12 protein-coding genes are annotated in these 18,051 nt (G+C 47.1%); 5 read left to right on the forward strand and 7 right to left on the reverse strand.

Translation table 11 applies throughout. The features are described from left to right. Positions 1–39 precede the first annotated feature (39 nt). The 6 genes from H3S83_RS11230 to H3S83_RS11255 form a co-directional block, all read right to left on the reverse strand. The gene (locus H3S83_RS11230) at positions 40–1,572 is read right to left on the reverse strand and encodes a glutathione ABC transporter substrate-binding protein (RefSeq protein WP_198239877.1); all 1,533 of its coding nucleotides are present in this window, start codon (positions 1,570–1,572) and stop codon (positions 40–42) included. Continuing rightward, positions 1,569–3,470 carry a dipeptide ABC transporter ATP-binding protein gene (locus H3S83_RS11235; protein WP_198239878.1) on the reverse strand — a complete coding sequence of 634 codons (1,902 nt, stop codon included), beginning with the start codon at positions 3,468–3,470 and terminating at the stop codon, positions 1,569–1,571. Before H3S83_RS11235 ends, H3S83_RS11230 begins: the two co-directional genes overlap by 4 nt. Before the next feature lie 411 nt (positions 3,471–3,881). Then, positions 3,882–4,958, reverse strand: coding sequence for a P1 family peptidase (locus H3S83_RS11240; protein WP_198239879.1), 1,077 nt, complete (start codon positions 4,956–4,958; stop codon positions 3,882–3,884). Between the two features lie 574 nt (positions 4,959–5,532). Then, on the reverse strand, positions 5,533–7,281 hold the full coding sequence (locus H3S83_RS11245; protein ID WP_198239880.1) for a biotin carboxylase N-terminal domain-containing protein: 1,749 nt from the start codon (positions 7,279–7,281) through the stop codon (positions 5,533–5,535). A 116-nt stretch (positions 7,282–7,397) separates the two neighbouring features. Beyond that, on the reverse strand, positions 7,398–9,317 hold the full coding sequence (gene pxpB, locus H3S83_RS11250; RefSeq protein ID WP_198239881.1) for a 5-oxoprolinase subunit PxpB: 1,920 nt from the start codon (positions 9,315–9,317) through the stop codon (positions 7,398–7,400). A gap of 17 nt (positions 9,318–9,334) precedes the next feature. Beyond that, on the reverse strand, positions 9,335–10,096 hold the full coding sequence (locus H3S83_RS11255) for a LamB/YcsF family protein (RefSeq protein ID WP_198239882.1): 762 nt from the start codon (positions 10,094–10,096) through the stop codon (positions 9,335–9,337). Positions 10,097–10,330: 234 nt separating this feature from the next. Between H3S83_RS11255 and H3S83_RS11260 the strand changes: the two genes are divergently transcribed. From H3S83_RS11260 to H3S83_RS11270, 3 genes are all read left to right on the forward strand, one after another. After that, positions 10,331–10,987 carry a GntR family transcriptional regulator gene (locus tag H3S83_RS11260; RefSeq protein WP_198239883.1) on the forward strand — a complete coding sequence of 219 codons (657 nt, stop codon included), beginning with the start codon at positions 10,331–10,333 and terminating at the stop codon, positions 10,985–10,987. A gap of 260 nt (positions 10,988–11,247) precedes the next feature. Further along, a complete protein-coding gene (locus tag H3S83_RS11265) occupies positions 11,248–12,144 on the forward strand; it encodes a LysR family transcriptional regulator (protein ID WP_198239884.1) in 897 nt (298 codons plus the stop codon). Positions 12,145–12,586: 442 nt separating this feature from the next. After that, a complete protein-coding gene (locus H3S83_RS11270; protein WP_198239885.1) occupies positions 12,587–13,426 on the forward strand; it encodes an SDR family oxidoreductase in 840 nt (279 codons plus the stop codon). Between the two features lie 277 nt (positions 13,427–13,703). Here H3S83_RS11270 and H3S83_RS11275 read toward each other — a convergent pair whose 3' ends face one another. Continuing rightward, on the reverse strand, positions 13,704–14,465 hold the full coding sequence (locus H3S83_RS11275) for a dihydrofolate reductase family protein (protein WP_198239886.1): 762 nt from the start codon (positions 14,463–14,465) through the stop codon (positions 13,704–13,706). Between the two features lie 502 nt (positions 14,466–14,967). Between H3S83_RS11275 and H3S83_RS11280 the strand changes: the two genes are divergently transcribed. Together H3S83_RS11280 and H3S83_RS11285 are read left to right on the forward strand one after the other, a co-directional pair. Then, positions 14,968–15,411, forward strand: a complete 444-nt coding sequence (locus H3S83_RS11280) for a hypothetical protein (RefSeq protein ID WP_198239887.1) — start codon at positions 14,968–14,970, stop codon at positions 15,409–15,411. Between the two features lie 494 nt (positions 15,412–15,905). Further along, complete coding sequence (locus H3S83_RS11285; RefSeq protein ID WP_246741811.1) at positions 15,906–18,020, forward strand: TonB-dependent copper receptor; 2,115 nt, start codon at positions 15,906–15,908, stop codon at positions 18,018–18,020. The last annotated feature ends 31 nt before the right edge of the window (positions 18,021–18,051 follow it).

Raw genomic sequence — 18,051 nt, forward strand, 5'->3', positions numbered from 1 at the left:
AGTTTTCAAAAAGTGGCAGCAAGGCTGCCACCCTTATTTTCATTCACCGGTAAATTTGGCGCCATCAAGCGAGAAACCACCATCCGGCAGCATATAAACGCCTGACAATTTTTTGGTTTTTACAGAAATATTCTGTTTTTCACCGAGGAAAATCCACGGAGCATCTTCAAACACCGTTTGCTGGACAATTTTATAAGCTTCCGCCCGTTTTGTATCATCAGCCGTCTTTACCCCTTCGGCGAGAGCCTGATCGACCTTTTCATTTTTGTAATAGGAGGTGTTATAGAGATTGGGCGGAAAGCTTTCGCTGGCAAAAAGCGGACGAAGACCATAATCGGCATCACCTGTTGAAGCCGACCAGCCACTATAAAGCAATTGCACGTCGGATTTTTCAGGTGTTTCGGCTCCCCAGACGCGGTCAGCCTCAACACCGGCTTCAAGCGGGGTTACCGTAACCTTGACATTGACCTTGGCAAGTTCCTGTTGCAAAAACTGCATGGCACGAATAACAGCCGTGCTGTTTCTTGAAAAAACCTCTGTTTCAAAACCGTTTGCATAGCCTGCCTCGGCAAGCAATTGTTTGGCTTTTTCGAGGTTATATTCATATTGCCCGACATTGGTATAAAAGCGCAATAGCGGCGGAATGGACGATGTTGCCGGCTCACAATAACCGTTCAGGACAACCTTGCAGAAAGCTTCCTTGTTGACGGCATAGTTCAGGGCTTTGCGAACCCTTATGTCATCAAAAGGTTTTTTCATGACATTCATCGACGTATAGAATTCATATATCGACGGGGCTGTTGTCACGTCAAGTGTCGGTATTTTTTTGGCAACTTCAACAAGTTCGGAAGGAAAATCGGGAACAAATTGCAATTCACCGGCCTGTAGCATGGCAAAACGGGCGCCACTTTCGGGAACCGAGCGGATGAGAACGCCATCGACATCGGCAACTTTACCCCAATAATTTTCGTTTTTTGTTACCACGAAAATATCACCGCTCCAGCTTTTGAATTTGAACGGTCCGGTTCCGACAGGATGACGGTCAATATCCTTGCCATATTTCTTGATCGCGGCCGGAGAAATCATCATTGTACCGGGGTGGGCAAGCGAGGAAGGCAGCGCACCATAAGGCTCTTTGAGATAAATTTTGATTGTATAATCATCGACAATGTCGACATGGTCGAGCATCGAAATCAACACCCGCCGCGACAATTTGTTTTCCGGATTGGCTAAACGGTCAAGATTGAATTTCACTGCCTCGGCGTTAAAATCCGTGCCATCATGGAACTTGACGCCTTTTCTGAGATAAAATGTGAATTCCTTGGCGTCGCTTGAGGCTTCATAACGTTCGGCCAGAAGCGGAACAATCTTGTAATCCTTGTCGAAACCCAACAGCCCCTGATAGACCGTGCGCAGCGATGTCATTGTCAATGTGTCATTGATATTGGTGGGGTCAAGTTTGGTGAGGTTGAATTCGACACCGACAGCCAATGGTTTGGCTTCTGCCCAAACCGGCATTGCTGCCAATACCGAAACCAGTCCGGCTGCAAAATATCGTTTAACAAATCTCATTTTCCCTCTCCTTCAAACAATAGACCCGATTGTTCAACGCGTTCAAAAATGCCCACCGGATGACAGGCAACAAAATGTTCCGGCTCTACTTCAACGAGCGGCTCGACCAAAGGTTCATTACCCGGTACCCGTACAGGGCTTGGCACTTCCCCTTCAATGAGCGGCCGCTCGATAAAACGGCGCGCCGGATCGGCTATCGGTACGGCGGCAAGCAGACGCTGCGTATAAGGGTGAAGCGGACGATTGAACACTGCCTGCCTTGGACCGATTTCGACAATCTGGCCAAGATACATCACTGCCACACGATGACTGATGCGCTCCACCACAGCCATATCATGGCTGATGAAAAGATAGGATAGACCCAATTTTCTTTGCAAGTCCATCAATAGATTGACAATTTGCGCCTGAATAGAAACATCAAGCGCTGCCACTGCCTCGTCGGCAATGAGGAGTTCCGGCCCGCAAGCCAATGCGCGGGCAATACACAAGCGCTGGCGCTGGCCGCCCGAAAATTCATGCGGGTAACGGCGCGCTACATTTGGGGGAAGGCCTACCGCCTGCAACAATTCCTGCACACGCTCGTCAACCTTGTTTGAGGGAACGAGTTTATGAGTCAACAAGGGTTCGGCAATCGAAAAGCCGACAGTCAAGCGCGGATCAAGCGAGGCAAACGGATCCTGAAACACATATTGGATGTTCTGGCGTATCTTGTGGCGCTCGGCATTATCCATTTTTAAAATGTCGCGCCCGTGAAGCAGAATTTCGCCGCTCCGTGGTTCGGTCAATTGCATGATCGTGCGCCCGACTGTGGATTTGCCGCAACCACTTTCACCAACAAGTGCCAGCGTTTCACCGGCTTTAATGGAAAAGCTCACCTGCTCGGCAGCATGAACCCGCCCTGTCACCTTGCCGAAAAAGTTCTTTTTGACATCGTAACGGGTTACGAGTTTCTTGACATCAAGCACAACATCATCGGGTTTCACCGTATCCTGCGGCAGTGCTTCAACCTTATCTTTACCGGCTGAGCGTATATCGAAAGGACGCGGCAATTTTTCATTGGCAAGTGCACCAAGTTGCGGAACTGCGGCAAGCAAAGCTTGCGTATAAGGTGCTTGCGGGTGCTTGAAAATTTCGTTCGACGTGCCTTCTTCGATCTTGTCGCCACGGCACATCACAAGCACGCGGTCGGCAACCTCGGCAACGACCCCCATATCATGGGTGATAAAGACCACGCCCATGCCAAGCTCGTCCTGCAACATGCGGATAAGGCGCAAAATCTGCGCTTGAATTGTTACATCAAGTGCGGTTGTCGGTTCGTCGGCAATAAGAAGTTGCGGGCGACAGGCAAGTGCCATCGCAATCATCACCCTTTGGCGCATACCGCCGGAAAGCTGGTGCGGGTGGCGATCAAGGAGCCCCTTGGCATCGGGAATACGCACTTTTTCAAGCATGGCAAGCGCTTCCTGACGCACTTCCTTGTGCGTACCCCCCTGATGGAGGCGGATTGCCTCGCCAATCTGGTCACCTATGGTGAAAACGGGATTGAGCGATGTCATCGGTTCCTGAAAAATCATCGCAATATTTTTGCCGCGAACGCTATTCATTTGCGATTGCGTAAGCTTTGTAAGATCGCGCACAGCGCTCTTGTCGTTAAAGAGCACCTCGCCGGAAGAAATCTTGCCACCGCCGAATTCGATAAGACGCATAATAGAGAGCGACGTTACCGATTTTCCCGAGCCGCTTTCGCCCACGATTGCCAATGTTTCACCGGCATTGACCGAAAAATCAAGCGACTTCACCGCACGGAAATTGCCGTCTTCGGTTTTGAAATCGACATCAAGGCCTTTTACGTTTAATAGCGGCGCATCCAAATTGACCAACCTCTTTTCTTCCGACATTTCAACCGCTTTCCGGAACGCGTTTGAAAAAGCTGACTCCACCCGCTTTTTTAACGTACTCAAATTTCAACGAAAGGTTTTTTCTCAAATTCTTTCTACCCACTATGGTTGTTTTAGGCAAAACCATGGACAGAGCACCCCGTTGTCACGGACAACGCCGTTAAACTGTCTTGCTATGACACACTCACCAGACTCTTGCTGTCTTGCCCCTTCGGACACAAGAAAAGATTGCTCACAATTAAAAATGCCGCCGAATATATCTTTTGCGGGCGCATTCCTGCTTTACCTTTTTTTAAAACCGTCAAAGCCGGTTTTATTCCCTAAATCCTACTTGTCGTTCAAGTGTTTTTTTCAAAAACTTTTAAAACTGGCATATAAATTGCTTGTGTGCCCGTTATTTTCCTTTAAAAATCAGTCTGTTGCGGCATTGTTGATAAGTGTGGCAAGCGACGTAAAATGCGAAGGTTTCATGGTTGCAGCATTAACGCCCGACATATCATGCGCCATCCATAAAGACCGTAAAATGCTTTCTTCGGTTGCTTCTATGACCGCCTCGAACATGGGCGAGAGGGCACGGTCGTCAATATGGGGAACATCAACCATGTGCGATTCTTCTTCTCTATGGCGAAGTTCTTTTGCGGTGGAAAAAGCAAGGGCAAAATCGCCCGAGCCATTGCTCAAAGCTGCTCCACTTTTAGCTAGCCCCCCGAATGTCCGGTTGGCTAGCCGTTTCAATTGCCTTGAATCGAGGGGCGCATCGGTTGCAACAATCATAATAATCGACCCGTCTTTATCAGCACTCGGTACTGGGTAATTTATGTTGCTCTTTTCGAGAATTCCAAGATGACCGCCAAAATTCGACTGCACGAGAATGCCGATTGTATAGGTTTTGTCACCAATTTCGATAAGGCGCGAGGCCGTGCCGATACCGCCTTTAAGACCGAAGGCCACTGTGCCGGTGCCGGCTCCCACTGCCCCTTCTTCAAACCGGCCGGTTCGAGCATTTTTCAAAGCTTCGAGCATTTCATCAAAACTCGGGCGCAACGCCCGTATATTATTCAGCCGTGAATCATTGGTTTCACCGACAACAGCATTGATGGATGTTGCGTTTTCATTGCCCTTTTCATGCAAAGTGTAATAGATCAGTGCTTCAATCGCGCGACCGGTTGCAAGTGTATTGGTAAGCAAGATCGGTGTTTCAAGCTCGCCAAGTTCTTCCACCTGAACAGAGCCCGCAAATTTTCCATAACCGTTAAATGCGCTGAAACCCGCCGGTATCTTATTTTGAAAAATATTGTTGGAATGCGGCAGAATTGCTGTGACGCCGGTGCGGGTTGCATCCCCTTCCTTGATCGTGACATGGCCTACTTTGACACCGGCAACATCTGTCAATGCATTGAGCGGACCGGTTTTATAATGACGGGTGACATAATGTTCCGGCAAAGGTTTCGAACAATCATTTTGGAACGACAATGCTAACCCTTTCATTTTTTCCTTCAGGCATGCCAACCCGAAGGATTTACAAATTATACAACAATTTCAATGACGAGTAAGCTTAAACATTTTCCCGCATTGTGTCCGGCTGTCTCGCAGTCACGAGATAATCAATATCTTCCATGGGTGCAACGGCGAATGTACCCTGTTTTTCGAATTTTAAATAATCGGCAAGAACGGTTAGCTTTTCTCGAGTTTGCAATCAGAGCGCGCACAACTTTAGTCATTGCCAGATCAAAATCCGCCCCATATTACAAATTGCACTGACAGCTATGAAAGCATAACGGGCGTGGACTTTTTTTGATCTCTTGAGAGGAAAGCCACCGATCTTTTGAGACGACACCCGACTTCTAACGAACAGCTCACAACGTGGGCACTCGAAATATCGGGAACACTGCTTGAATTTTTAACAATTAACATTCTTTAAAAAAACAGCCTCTTTCTACAGGCTGTTTTTTCTTTCAGCACACTTACCTTAACTGCCAAACCGGTAGTTTATCCGTTCTTGGCTTTTCCGGTTTAAAAACCGTTTTAAGTTCCGGATGCCGATTTTTAAAGCGCCCGATTTCTAGCGGATACGGGCAATCACTTCCCCGACATTGGCGATACTGCCAGCGGGTTTTACAATTTCCAGTGTTCCGCTTGTTTCGGCTTTAATTTCAGTCTCCATTTTCATGGCCTCCATTACGGCTAAAGTCGAACCTTCTTCGACTTTTTTGCCGTTCTCGACGAGCCATGCTTTGATCGTTCCGGGAATAGGTGCAGCAATATCACCAGCGCCCTTATCGGCCTTCACTTGTTTCCCACTATCGAATTGCGGATTTTGTGCACCATTCACTGCACTTCCTGCCCCTTCAAGCAATTTCAAAAACCGGAATGGCAAACCGAGTTCCACCCGCTTTCCATCAATTTCAATATCGAAACGCTCAATTTGCGGGTCAATTTTATCGGCTTTGGTTTCCATAGCCAATTTTTCGGCAAAATCGGTCTCGATCCAGCGTGTATAAACTTTAAAGCCGTTTTCTCCAATAAAATCCGGATGTTGAACAACAAGCCGGTCAAATGGCAAGACCGTTGCAACCCCTTCGATTTCAAATTCGTTCAAAGCCCGTGCGGCACGCTTTAACGCTTCTTCGCGTGTTCTTCCGGTAATAACGAGTTTCGCAATCATCGAGTCAAATTGCGGGGCAACAATGCCGCCTTCACGAACGCCACTATCAAGCCGCACACCGGGACCAGACGGCGGCGAAAACTTTGTAATTGTTCCAGGGCACGGCAAAAACCCGCGTCCGACATCCTCGGCATTGATACGAAATTCAATGGCGTGACCAATGGGGGTAGGCGTTTTATCAATTGTCAAAGGTAAACCTTCGGCAATACGGAATTGTTCAACAACGACATCAATCCTGCTTGTTTCTTCTGTCACAGGATGCTCGACCTGCAACCTCGTATTGACTTCGAGAAAGGAAACAACGTCATTGCGCCCCAACAGGAATTCGACAGTTCCGACACCGCTATAATTGACATGACGGCAAATATTTGTAGCTGCTTCCTTCAAACGTTTTTCAACTCTCTCGGAAATAAACGGTGCCGGTGCTTCTTCGACAAGTTTCTGGTTGCGCCTTTGTAATGAACAATCGCGGGTTCCAAGCACCACAACATGCCCCAGTTTGTCGGCAATCACCTGCGCTTCGACATGGCGGGGGCGATCAAGGAACTGTTCGACATAACATTCGCCACGGCCAAAAGCCTGAACAGCCTCACGGACAGCCGACTGGAAAAGCTCTTCTGCCTCTTCCCGTTTCCATACAACCTTCATGCCGCGCCCGCCGCCACCATGCGCTGCCTTGATTGCAACGGGAAAGCCATATTTTTCGGCAAAAGCGATAACATCCTTACCGCTTGTGATCATACCGTTGCTACCGGCAACAAGCGGCGCGCCCACCTCTTTTGCAACTGCACGGGCTTTGAGCTTGTCGCCCAAGAGGTCAATCACTTCCGGATCCGACCCAATCCAGATGAGACCTGCATCAATCACTGCTTTGGCAAATTCGGCACTTTCCGACAAAAAGCCATAGCCCGGATGAATGGCATCGGCCCCCGAACGTTTGGCAATAGCAATAATTTTGTCGCCATCAAGATAGGTTTCTTCCGGCCGGTTACCGTTGAGGCTATAAGCCTCGTCGGCTTCTTTGACAAAAAGCGCTGAACTATCAATATCGGCATAAATTGCAACCGAAGAAACACCATAATCGTGTGCTGCACGAATAATGCGCAATGCAATTTCTCCACGATTGGCAATCAATATTTTTTTCATGAACGTCCCCATCACTCCGAATTTGTAATTTCTTAAATCAAGCCCGTGCTCTTGTGTCTTCCGAAAGCCCGTGTTTCGACTTTATGTTTTTTGGTTCTTGCCATTTCCATTTAATTTCATGATTTTTTTGAAGTTTTATTGGCACCGCTCTTCAAGCTTTTCTGCTCGCTGTCATAAAAATTTCTGACAGCGCGAAACTTGATAAAGGCCCCTATCGGAATTTGTGCCGCAAGGTCGATCTGGTCTTCAACAAGATTGGCAATAACCGGATATCCGCCGGTAACAGGTCGGTCACGCAAAAACAAAACCGGCTCGCCATTTGCAGGAACTTCTATTGCCCCCGTTACTGTGCCTTCACTCGGCAATTCATCGCTTCGCGAGCGCTCGAGACGGGCGTCACTTTGTAATCTTATGCCAATTCTGTTTGAAGCTGGCGTCACTTGCCAGTGTTTTTCAAGAAACATCGCAATTGATTGCTCTGTAAACCAATCGGTACGCGGCCCCATAACCACATCAAGCACCACTTTATCGCCTGCTTCCGGCAAGGAATAAGGGTCATCAAGCGACAATAAAACCGGCCGCAAAGCGCTGTTATTGGCTATAAAGATGTTGTCACCTGCTGATAGCGGTTTTGGCCCCAAATTGGAAAGACTGTCAAAAGAAGCACTTTTTAAAACCGGTTCAACTTTAAAGCCACCACGCAAAGCCATATAGCTACGAAAGCCTGTGAATGGCCGCCCAAGAATGATTTCATCACCTTCATCAATAGAGAGCGGTGTGTTTTTTTCAAAAACAAAAACTGTGCCTGTTGCTGTTTTGACAGTAATTGGCAGGTTCGCACCGGTAAAAGCAATAACCGATGGTTGCAATGCTTTTAAACGCGCATTCCCATAGGTGAATTCCAGCACCGGTTGTTCAAGAGAATTGCCGACAAGCCGGTTGGCATTGGCCATTGCTTTCTGGTCAAGTGCCCCTGAACAGGAAAGCCCTTGAGAAGATTGGAACAAGCGCCCACGATCCTGAAATGTAACCGGCATCAATGTTGTTACCAATTTGAAAACCGCATTTTCTTGAGGTTTCGGCGTTGCTTCGGTGGCTGATCTTCCGTTGTCGTCATGACCGCCCGTTTTTGCTAAACTGGCTTTTTCATTCTGCTCTGCGGCGTTCGTTGAAGCAATGCTCTTTAAAGCTTTGCTACCCGACCTATCCGGCAATAATTTTCCCTCGTCAGGCGAAAAAAAGTTTTGTGATTTTTCCTGTTCGGCAATCTCAATCCTGTCATTTTTCATTTGTTTTTCGGAAAGAGTTCCGACTTTTTCCTTTCGGGAAAAGGAAAAGTTTGTCGCCCCTTCAGGACGAGCCGAATAATCTTTCGTCACATCAACAAAATGCACCCTGTCACCGGGTTTTAAAAGTGAAGGCGGGTCGCGGTCGAGATCAAACATTTTAACATTTGTCCGCCCGATCAATTGCCAGCCACCGGGGCTCGGTTGCGGATAGACACCACCGAATTTTCCTGCAAGTGCTACAGAACCGGCGGGAATAGATTTTCGTGGTGACGCACGCCTTGGAACATTAAAAATGGGATCACCGCCCGTCAAATAGGCAAAACCGGGAGCAAAGCCACAAAAAGCAACCTGATAATGACTTTCCACATGACGACGGATAACCTCTTCACGGTCAATTTTTAAAAGAGCGGCAACATCGTCAAGATCTTCCCCGTCATAGACAACCGGTATCTCGACAAGTTTGCCGCTTTTTTGTTGCCCTTTTTCAAGTTTCAATCCCGCAATTTTTGTCTCCAACGTGTTTTCATCGGCAAGAGACGGATCAAACTTAATGAGCAAAGTCCGCGCTGCCGGAATAATTTCGACAATAGCTTGAAGACTTTCTTGCCCCTGAAGCTTTTCTTGATCTTGCAGATCTTTCTCTTCGCGCCGGATTTCTTGTTGCAAGCGGTCAAACAAAGCCAATGTTTCTTCAAGATCGGCAAGCTCGATCAGAAAGGCCGAATTATTGACACCGAGAAAGCGCATGGGAAAAAGACACTCCCTCAATCAACAAATGGCTTTAAGGAAACACCGGCTTTTTCAAGACCGGCTTTGACAGCTCTAGCCATTAATACAGCACTCGGACTATCGCCGTGAAGGCAAATCGACTGTGCATCAAGGCTAATCTCTTTGCCATCAATCGCGGTAATTTTGCCTGTCTCGACAAATTTTACCATACGTTCGGCAACGACAGCCGGGTCACTCAGCACAGCACCTTTTTCGCGGCGGGATAGAAGTGTCCCATCGCTCTTATAGGCACGGTCGGCAAAAGCTTCTGCCACCACAACAAGTCCGGCTTCACGGGCAAAAGGAATAAGAGTCGAGCCTGCCAAGGCCATAAGAATGAGTGACGGCTCGACCACTTTGATCGCATTGATAACGGCTTTCGCCTGACGCATATCATGGGCAATTGTGTTATAGAGCGCGCCATGCGGCTTCACATAGACAACTTTGGTTCCTGCCGCTTTGGCAAGCCCCATAAGCGCACCGATCTGATAAATGGCGTCACCTGTCAATTCGCTATCGGTCGGGTCCATATTGCGGCGCCCGAAGCCCACAAGGTCACGATAACCGATATGGGCACCAACGCGCACATTATTCTTCTTGGCTGCTTCCAGTGTTCTTAAAATACCGGCAGGGTCGCCTGCATGAAAACCACAAGCAACATTGGCACTGGTAACAATAGACAACATTTCGCTATCTTCGCCCATTTTCCAGGGACCAAAACTTTCACCCAGATCGCTGTTCAAATCAATCGACTTCATATGAACCTCCCCTTTTCGAATATAAATTATTGGCTGCTTTTAAATTGTTGAACAATCTAACTTTGATTGTCAGGCATTGCAATCATCTTCTTTCTCAAATAAACTTGTAAATATATTTGGAGGATATTGAACCGGGGAGGTTTTCGGCTTTGCATTTTGTTTCCAATTATTTTTGTGAAAAAGGCTCCGTAATTTATATCGACGGAACCGCCAACCAAGGGGGCAAACGGTCGAATGAAAAAAACGAACGATGAACTATCACTTGCAGATCAGACTGTAAAAGCCATCGAAGCCGCCATTATCAACGGCCATTACCATCCTGGCGAGCATTTGAGCGAAGCGATACTGGCAAAAAAATTGTCGGTCTCGCGTAATACATTGCGTGAAGCATTTCGCCTGCTCACAAAAAACGGACTTATCGAATACCGTGCGAACCGTGGTGTCTTCGTAACTATTCCCGATTTCAACACGATTATCGACGTTTACCGCTTACGTAAAATTATCGAAGTTGGCTCCGTTCGCAATGTGCATTTTCCCCATTCAGCTATTTTCATGATGGACAAAGTCGTAGGAAAAGCGGAAAAGCTCTGCGAAGAAAAAAAATGGCAGGATGTCGGTACTGCCGATATGGAATTTCACCAATTGCTGGTAAGCCTCGGCAACAGCCCGCGACTTGACCGGCTTTTTGCCGAGCTGACAGTCGAACTCAGATTAATCTTCGGTCTGATTTCCGACTTGCGTTCGCTTCACCAGCCTTTTGTAGCCATGAACCGCGCTATCGTTAACTGCTTAAAAAAAGAAAAAGCCAAAAAAGCTGCCAAGCTTCTCGGCGATTATTTAAAACAATCCGAAAAAATGATTATCGAGGCCTATAGCGCACTTCAAAAATAATCGTGTTTCTTGTAATAAACATAAAAAAATACGGACTGGTGATAAACCGGTCCGTTGCAACAACCGATATGATAATACCAACTTCTTTCATATATGTCGTTCTATGAAGTAAATCCTTGCATGGCGAATTAATTAAACATACCCGCCCGTTCAAGCGGATTATTTCGGCTTTTGTTCAAATAGTATAATTCCAAACGGTTTTGCGTTTTTTCTGTGCTCCATGATAGACTATGTCCGTTTAAAAAATTGAAGGCACAGTCATGCTTCGAGAAAATATCGCCGATCTTATGGCCTTTATGGTTGTTGCCGAGGAAAAAAGCTTTACCAAAGCAGCTCACAAGCTCAACATATCCCAATCGGCTTTGAGCCATTCGATAAAAAATCTGGAAGATCGCCTCCATTTACAATTATTGCGCCGCACCACTCGTTCAGTTGCACCGACCGATAATGGCGAACGGCTTCTCGAACTTTATACCCCCCATCTTGTGGCGATGGAAAGCGAACTGAAACACCTTTGCGAGACAATCGATCATCCATCCGGCACAATCCGCATAACCGCACCCGATTATGCAGCAAAAGCCATTTTATGGCCAAAGCTTTACCCGCTTCTTGCAAAATATCCCGATATTCATCTTGAAATCTCGATTGATTATGCCTTGACCGACATTGTGGCCGAGCGTTTCGACGCCGGTGTGCGGCTTGGTGAACAGGTCGAAAAAGATATGATCGCGTTAAAAATCGGGCCGGATCTCCGTATGGCGGCTGTCGCCTCACCACAATATCTTGGAAAACATCCCACTCCGGAAACGCCGCGCGATCTTCTTGAACATCAGTGCATCAATCTTCGATTGCCGACATCCGGCGGCTTTTACGTTTGGGAATTTGAAGAAAATGGCCATGAATGCAAAATAAGGGTCGAAGGACAATTGAGCTTCAACACAATTGATCAGGCTTTGGATGCTGCCGAAGCCGGCTTCGGCATTGCCTACACAACCGAAGATGCAGTGGTCGAACGGGTGGAAAGCGGACGGCTTAAACGCATTCTTGAAAATTATTGTCCGCCATTTCCGGGATATTATCTCTATTATCCGACACGACGTCAACACACTGCCGCTTTTCAATTGGTTATCGATTGTTTGCGCTATAAGGCTTTATGATAGCACGCCATGTTCCCCCGCGCATTTTACATCTCAATTTCCGATAAGGCTTAAAAAAAAGGGGACTATCTGCCATTCCGGTTCGTTCCATTGCGGTTTTCATTCTGTCCAGCCCCTTTTTCCTTTTCCCCAGATTTGCTGTTTGCGTCATTCTCCCCTTCCCGTAAATTTGTTTTATGAATTCCCGATATTTCTGCTGCCTCTCCTGAAGCCTTGCCTTTTCAAATTGTTGGGACGGGAAGTTTTTTGACCGGTAAACTTTGAGAACCAAACATTGCCAAGACAGCTTGTTTTATGAAAATTTTGCATAAAGTCTAGTTTCTTGCGCCCGCTTTCGGAAAAAGTGCTCTTCGGATTAATCTCGATAATAAAAAGCAGCCGCGCATAGTCGATAAAAGACTGTACGCATTTGAAAATGCATCTTGTCAAAGGGTTTCAAAAAATGGTCAAGCGCAACTGGGTGATAACGGGTGTTTCAAGCGGTTTCGGCTATGAAATGATCAAACAGGTTTTAAGCCGCGGCGATAACGTATTGGGAACTGTACGCAAAACTCGACCTGTTGAAGATTTGATTGACCGCTATCCCGATAATTTTCATGTCGCAATTGTCGAAATGAGAGACCGGAAGGCTGTGAAACAACTTGGGCAAAAAGCGGAAGAATTGTTTTCAACAATTGATGTGATTGTCAGCAATGCCGGATATGGATTGTTCGGTGCTGCCGAAGAATTGTCGGATGAAGAAATTGACGATATTATCGCAACCAATCTTACCGGTTCGATTGACTTTATTCGCGCCTTCCTGCCCATTATGAGGAAAAAGCAACATGGGCGTATCATCCAGATTTCTTCCTATGGAGGTGAAGTCGCTTTTGCCGGAAATTCGCTTTATCACGCGACGAAATGGGGCATCGAAGGATTTTGTGACTCGCTTTCACAAGAAATGGCACCATTCAATATTGGCGTGACGATTGTCGAACCCGGTGGAGCAAGAACCGAATTCCGCTATAAAAGCGCAAAAATTGCCAAGCCTATAAAAGCTTATGACAACACGCCCGCCCATGCTTTCCAGAAAATGCTTGATCGAAAAAACGGCTTGGCCGCAGGTGATCCGGAGCGCATGGCCGCCCGCATTATCGAAAGTGTCGATATAACGCCCGCACCGTTACGTATGGTGCTCGGTTCAGGTGCTTTAAAAACCACCATCGAGGTTTTAAAAAAACGGCTTGAAGACTTCAAAGGGCAGGAACAACTCGCCGCTTCAACCGACTTTCAAGCGGGATGAAACAACGCCTCATATAAAACGGAGATCTCAATATAATGGCCCCGTTCCTGATTATATTGAAATTTCTTTAATCTCCGGAAAAGTCGACTATAGAGAGCTGGCGGTTCAGTCAGAAGAAGCGTTTCAGCCAACGGGAAACATTTTTAACCAGAAGACCAATTGCGTTCGGCGGAATTATCGGCTGTGTTCCTTCATGCTCAGACGGCTAAATGATTGCGATTTTTCATCGGCAACTGTTAAATACGTCGCCGAAAGCCCGATCTATTGCTTTTAACGCTTATTGTTCCCGATTTTTCTGATGGTGTATTTTATAGCGCAGTGCAATAACACCCTGACCGGCGTTTTTTACCTCCAGCAATTCGAGTGACTGTCCGGCGGCCGGATTTCCTCTCACCAAAACCGGTTCTCCCGTTGCACTATTATCCGTGCGAGGTGACCAATCAAATAAGGAAGGTGCGGCTTTTCGCCCGTCAATTCCGGGATAGATCATCACACTCAATTCATCGATAAGCCCGTTTTCCAGAAATGCTCCGTTAATCGTGCCACCACCCTGCAAAACAATTCGCTTCATATTGAAAAAATGCCCAAGACTTTCCATGGCTTCCACAAGGTCATTTCCATCCTCACCGGCGAAGACATAGGAAATCCCCAAGGCACGAAGATGTTCCAGATAGGCTTGCGATATTTTTTTGCCCAAAACGACAATGATATTTTCGCCGCAAATTCTGTCGCCCTCATATTTGATACGCCCATGGCGATCGAAAACAATGCATAGCCGTTTTGTTTCGCGCTTACCGATAAAAGGTTGCGGGTCAATCGCGTTAACAGGATTTGGGTTATTAAATTTCTGCTTTGCAAAATGCCTTTGAACGGTAACCCGCCCCAGCATTTCCGCATCGCACTTAAAACTGTCGTTAAGGTCATAATAGGAAATTGTCGTCTCATCATTTTCTGTTCCGTCATAAGGCGCAGTCCAATGATCTTCCACTATTTTTCCGTCAATCGATGTCATCATATGGCAAATTATAAAAGGGCGCATGATTTCTCCTTGAACAATAAAATCATGAAAGAGCAATGAGATAAGCGAAGGCTCTTTGAAATGTCTTCTTCACCTATAAACGCTTGAAGCCCCCTCATAAACCGGCCTCTTTTCACAAGGCCTATTAGAAAAGTGGGAATGGAAAAGCGGGCTTTGCCTGAAACGCGTTCTTTTTTAAAAGCTCGCAAAAATAAAACATACGGATATATGGGAAAAAAAGCACATCATAAACTTGTAACCCGTGGGATAAGCCTCTCTCTTTCTCGGAATTGCTTAACCTCCCTTTTTCTTACATCTCCTCCCCTTCTTATGACACTCGCTTCTCGTTCCCTGTCATCTTGCTATGTCCCTTCTCACCGTCTCTTTCCCGAACTTCCCGATGGTCTTCTATTCCCCGCTTCTTTGCCGATTTTTTTAAAAATTCCTGTTGGTTGTTTTGGTCTATCTTGCAAAAAAAATAAAACTGGATAATTGTTTCCTTAAAAGGGAAAGTTTTTGCGAAATGATCGGGACGAGCAAACCATTTTCCGTGGTTATCAGGGTGTTGTGCATTTTCGCACTGCTCAACCTCGCCTTCGCCCATAATCGCAATTTTCCGGTTCTACCAAACAGTTTTGAAGCCCACTCGTCTCACCATCATGAAAGCGTTCAGCAGAACCATTCGCATATGGTTTCCGATAGCGACATTTGCTCGAAAAACGCAACTTCAAAACCGCAAAAATTAAGCAAAAAACACCATAATGACAATTCATGTCATGAACTGGGTGCATGTCATGCCTGCCGCATCGGCGCATCAATGCTCACCCCGCCCGATAGCGTTGAAATCGGCGAACATCACCTCTTCCTCGTCGAGATTTTACTGCCCTATGACGCGGTAACCTTCGGCACCTTTTTTGTAAAATCCAACGCCTCGCCGCGCTCACCGCCATTGTCACTCATAAGCTGACAGGTTCAATAGATCATCACATCGAATTTTTAAAAAAATGGCCGCGTTTTTTGCCGACGTGGCGCAAGTCACTGCTGCCATTTTTTGGTTTTCAATTGTGATTGTAAAACTTGTCAGCCTGTTTTTTTAACCGTCAAAATGCATGGTTTAAAGCCTCACAAAAAACGAGGCTCAGAGAATGCCTTTCATGGCAATTCCTGTTTGTTTTCCATGCCTGACAAAGTTTCAATCCACTTTTCCTCATGGATTTTAAAAAAATGGATTCTCTCTTTCAAACCGACAGGCAATTTTCCGCGCGCTCGAACGCATTAAAATCATCGTCTGCCGCAATTGGTGCCATTGCTACCCTTTCCACCCTGCTCATCATAATGCCGACGGGCGCAAAAGCCGAAACGGTTTCAAATAATGAGAAGAGCACGATGACGCCACTTCAAACCCCGCCAACTAGTCCCGCACAAAAAGAAGCTGCGTCAAAGGCCGCAGAAAATGAAAACATGGTTCTAAAACCGGTTATCGTTACATCGGCTGCCATGTCTTCACCGGTCACTGTTGTTACCAATCCGAAAGCCCCACGCCAACCTATTCCCGCTTCGGACGGTGCCGATTATCTCAAAACCATTCCCGGTTTTGCAACCATTCGCAATGGTGGCACCAATGGCGACCCCGTTTTTCGAGGCCAATTCGGCTCGCGTCTTAATATTGTCAATGATGGCAGCACGATTATGGGCGCTTGTCCGGGGCGGATGGATAATCCGACATCCTATATCTCGCCTGAAAGCTATGACCGGCTCACTGTTGTGAAGGGGCCTCAAACCGTGCGCTATGGCCCCACCGGTTCGGCGGCAACAATTTTGTTTGAACGCGACCCGCAACATTTTGACAAGCCGACCGTCAAAGGCGATTCCAGTATTGTCATCGGTTCCAATAGCCGTTTTGAATCCCGCCTTGACGGCACTGTCGGAGCGCGTCCCGGCTATGTCCGGATTATCGGTAACAAAGCCCTTTCCCATGATTATCATGATGGTGATGGCAATAGTGTTCCCTCAAAATGGGACAAATGGAATGGCGATATGTTTTTGGGGTTCACTCCAGACGAAAATACATTGTTCGAGCTTTCGGGCGGCGGCGGTGATGGTGAAGCCCGCTATGCCGGCCGCGCTATGGATGGCAGCCAATTCAAGCGGGAATCGCTTGGTGCCAAATTCATCAAAGAAAATATTAATGACAAGCTTACCAAGGTCGACGCGCAATTTTACTATAATTATGCCGATCACATTATGGATAATTTCCGTTTGCGCCATCTTGCGACCAACGCTTCCCCACGTCCAATCGGTATCACCAGCACAGGCAAACCGGGCACCGGTCATATGGGGCATATGTCGGCTATGGGAGCCATGGATATGAACCATATGATGGGAAGCGGAGGCGGAAATCCGATGGCCGGTATGGGTGGCATGAACGGCATGGGAGGAATGAATGGCATGGGCGGAATGGGAGGTACAGGTGGCGCAATGGATATGTCGTCTATGCCGATGGAATCGCGCCTTGACCGGCGCACCATGGGCGGCCACTTTACCACCAATTGGGATTTTGGCGATTTATCGCTCGTGAGCGGAGTTGATGTTCAAACCAACACCCACCGCAAAAGAAAAAGCCGCAATATGATGAGCATTAACGGTTGGGATAAGGATGCGGTATTTTTCAATTACGGACTGTTCAGCGAAGCGACATGGAACTTTGCCGAAAATCAACGTCTTGTTTTTGGCGGCAGACTTGATCGGGCTTCTGCGAAGGATGAGAGAAGCACAAGTCCGACAGATGGCGACAAGCGCGACAGAACATTGCCAAGCGGTTTTCTTCGCTATGAGCGCGACCTCGATCAAATACCGCTTACAACCTATATCGGGCTTGGACATGCCGAGCGTTTTCCCGATTATTGGGAACTGTTTTCCCCCAAACAATCCGACGCTAACTCACTCAATGCATTTGACGGCATAAAGCCCGAAAAAACCACTCAGCTTGATTTCGGTGCGCAATATAGCGGGGAAAATAGCGACATCTGGGCTTCTGCTTATGTCGGCCAGATTGATGACTATATTCTCTTCGACTATTCAAGCGGGCAGTCAAAAGCATCGAATGTCGATGCCACCATAATGGGGGGCGAGTTGGGGCTTTCCCATATGTTCTTCAATGTCTGGAAGTTTGATTCAAGCCTTGCCTATTCGTGGGGGAAAAACACCACTGACAATGAAGCTTTGCCGCAAATTCCACCCTTGGAGGGAAGGCTCGGCCTCACTTATCAAAAAGAAAAATGGAGCATTGGCGGCCTTTTAAGGCTTGTTGCCGATCAACCGCGCATTGCCGAAAACAAGGGTAATGTGGTGGGGAAAGACTTTGATAAAAGTGCGGGCTTTGGTGTTTTTTCTTTAAATGGCAGCTACAAGATTTCAAAAAATGTCGCTTTGACCGGCGGGGTCGATAACGTCTTTAACAAGGATTATTTCGAACATCTGAACCGTGATGGAGATGCCGGTTTCGGCTTTCCCGCCCATTATCAAGTACGAGAGCCGGGACGCACCTTCTGGGCAAAAGCCGATTTCAAGTTCTGAAATCTATTTGTAGAGTTAAGGCAAATAATAG

The organism is Bartonella sp. W8122 (genome assembly GCF_016102485.1).
GTDB lineage: Bacteria > Pseudomonadota > Alphaproteobacteria > Rhizobiales > Rhizobiaceae > Bartonella > Bartonella apihabitans.

Bases quoted from the DNA above. Each gene is read 5' to 3' on its own strand.
- H3S83_RS11230 (WP_198239877.1), bottom strand. From the start codon at position 1,572: ATGAGATTTGTTAAACGATATTTTGCAGCCGGACTGGTTTCGGTATTG.
- H3S83_RS11235 (WP_198239878.1), bottom strand. From the start codon at position 3,470: ATGTCGGAAGAAAAGAGGTTGGTCAATTTGGATGCGCCGCTATTAAAC.
- H3S83_RS11240 (WP_198239879.1), bottom strand. From the start codon at position 4,958: ATGAAAGGGTTAGCATTGTCGTTCCAAAATGATTGTTCGAAACCTTTG.
- H3S83_RS11245 (WP_198239880.1), bottom strand. From the start codon at position 7,281: ATGAAAAAAATATTGATTGCCAATCGTGGAGAAATTGCATTGCGCATT.
- pxpB (WP_198239881.1), bottom strand. From the start codon at position 9,317: ATGCGCTTTCTCGGTGTCAATAATTCGGCCTTTCTGATCGAGCTTGCC.
- H3S83_RS11255 (WP_198239882.1), bottom strand. From the start codon at position 10,096: ATGAAGTCGATTGATTTGAACAGCGATCTGGGTGAAAGTTTTGGTCCC.
- H3S83_RS11260 (WP_198239883.1), top strand. From the start codon at position 10,331: ATGAAAAAAACGAACGATGAACTATCACTTGCAGATCAGACTGTAAAA.
- H3S83_RS11265 (WP_198239884.1), top strand. From the start codon at position 11,248: ATGCTTCGAGAAAATATCGCCGATCTTATGGCCTTTATGGTTGTTGCC.
- H3S83_RS11270 (WP_198239885.1), top strand. From the start codon at position 12,587: ATGGTCAAGCGCAACTGGGTGATAACGGGTGTTTCAAGCGGTTTCGGC.
- H3S83_RS11275 (WP_198239886.1), bottom strand. From the start codon at position 14,465: ATGCGCCCTTTTATAATTTGCCATATGATGACATCGATTGACGGAAAA.
- H3S83_RS11280 (WP_198239887.1), top strand. From the start codon at position 14,968: ATGATCGGGACGAGCAAACCATTTTCCGTGGTTATCAGGGTGTTGTGC.
- H3S83_RS11285 (WP_246741811.1), top strand. From the start codon at position 15,906: ATGGTTCTAAAACCGGTTATCGTTACATCGGCTGCCATGTCTTCACCG.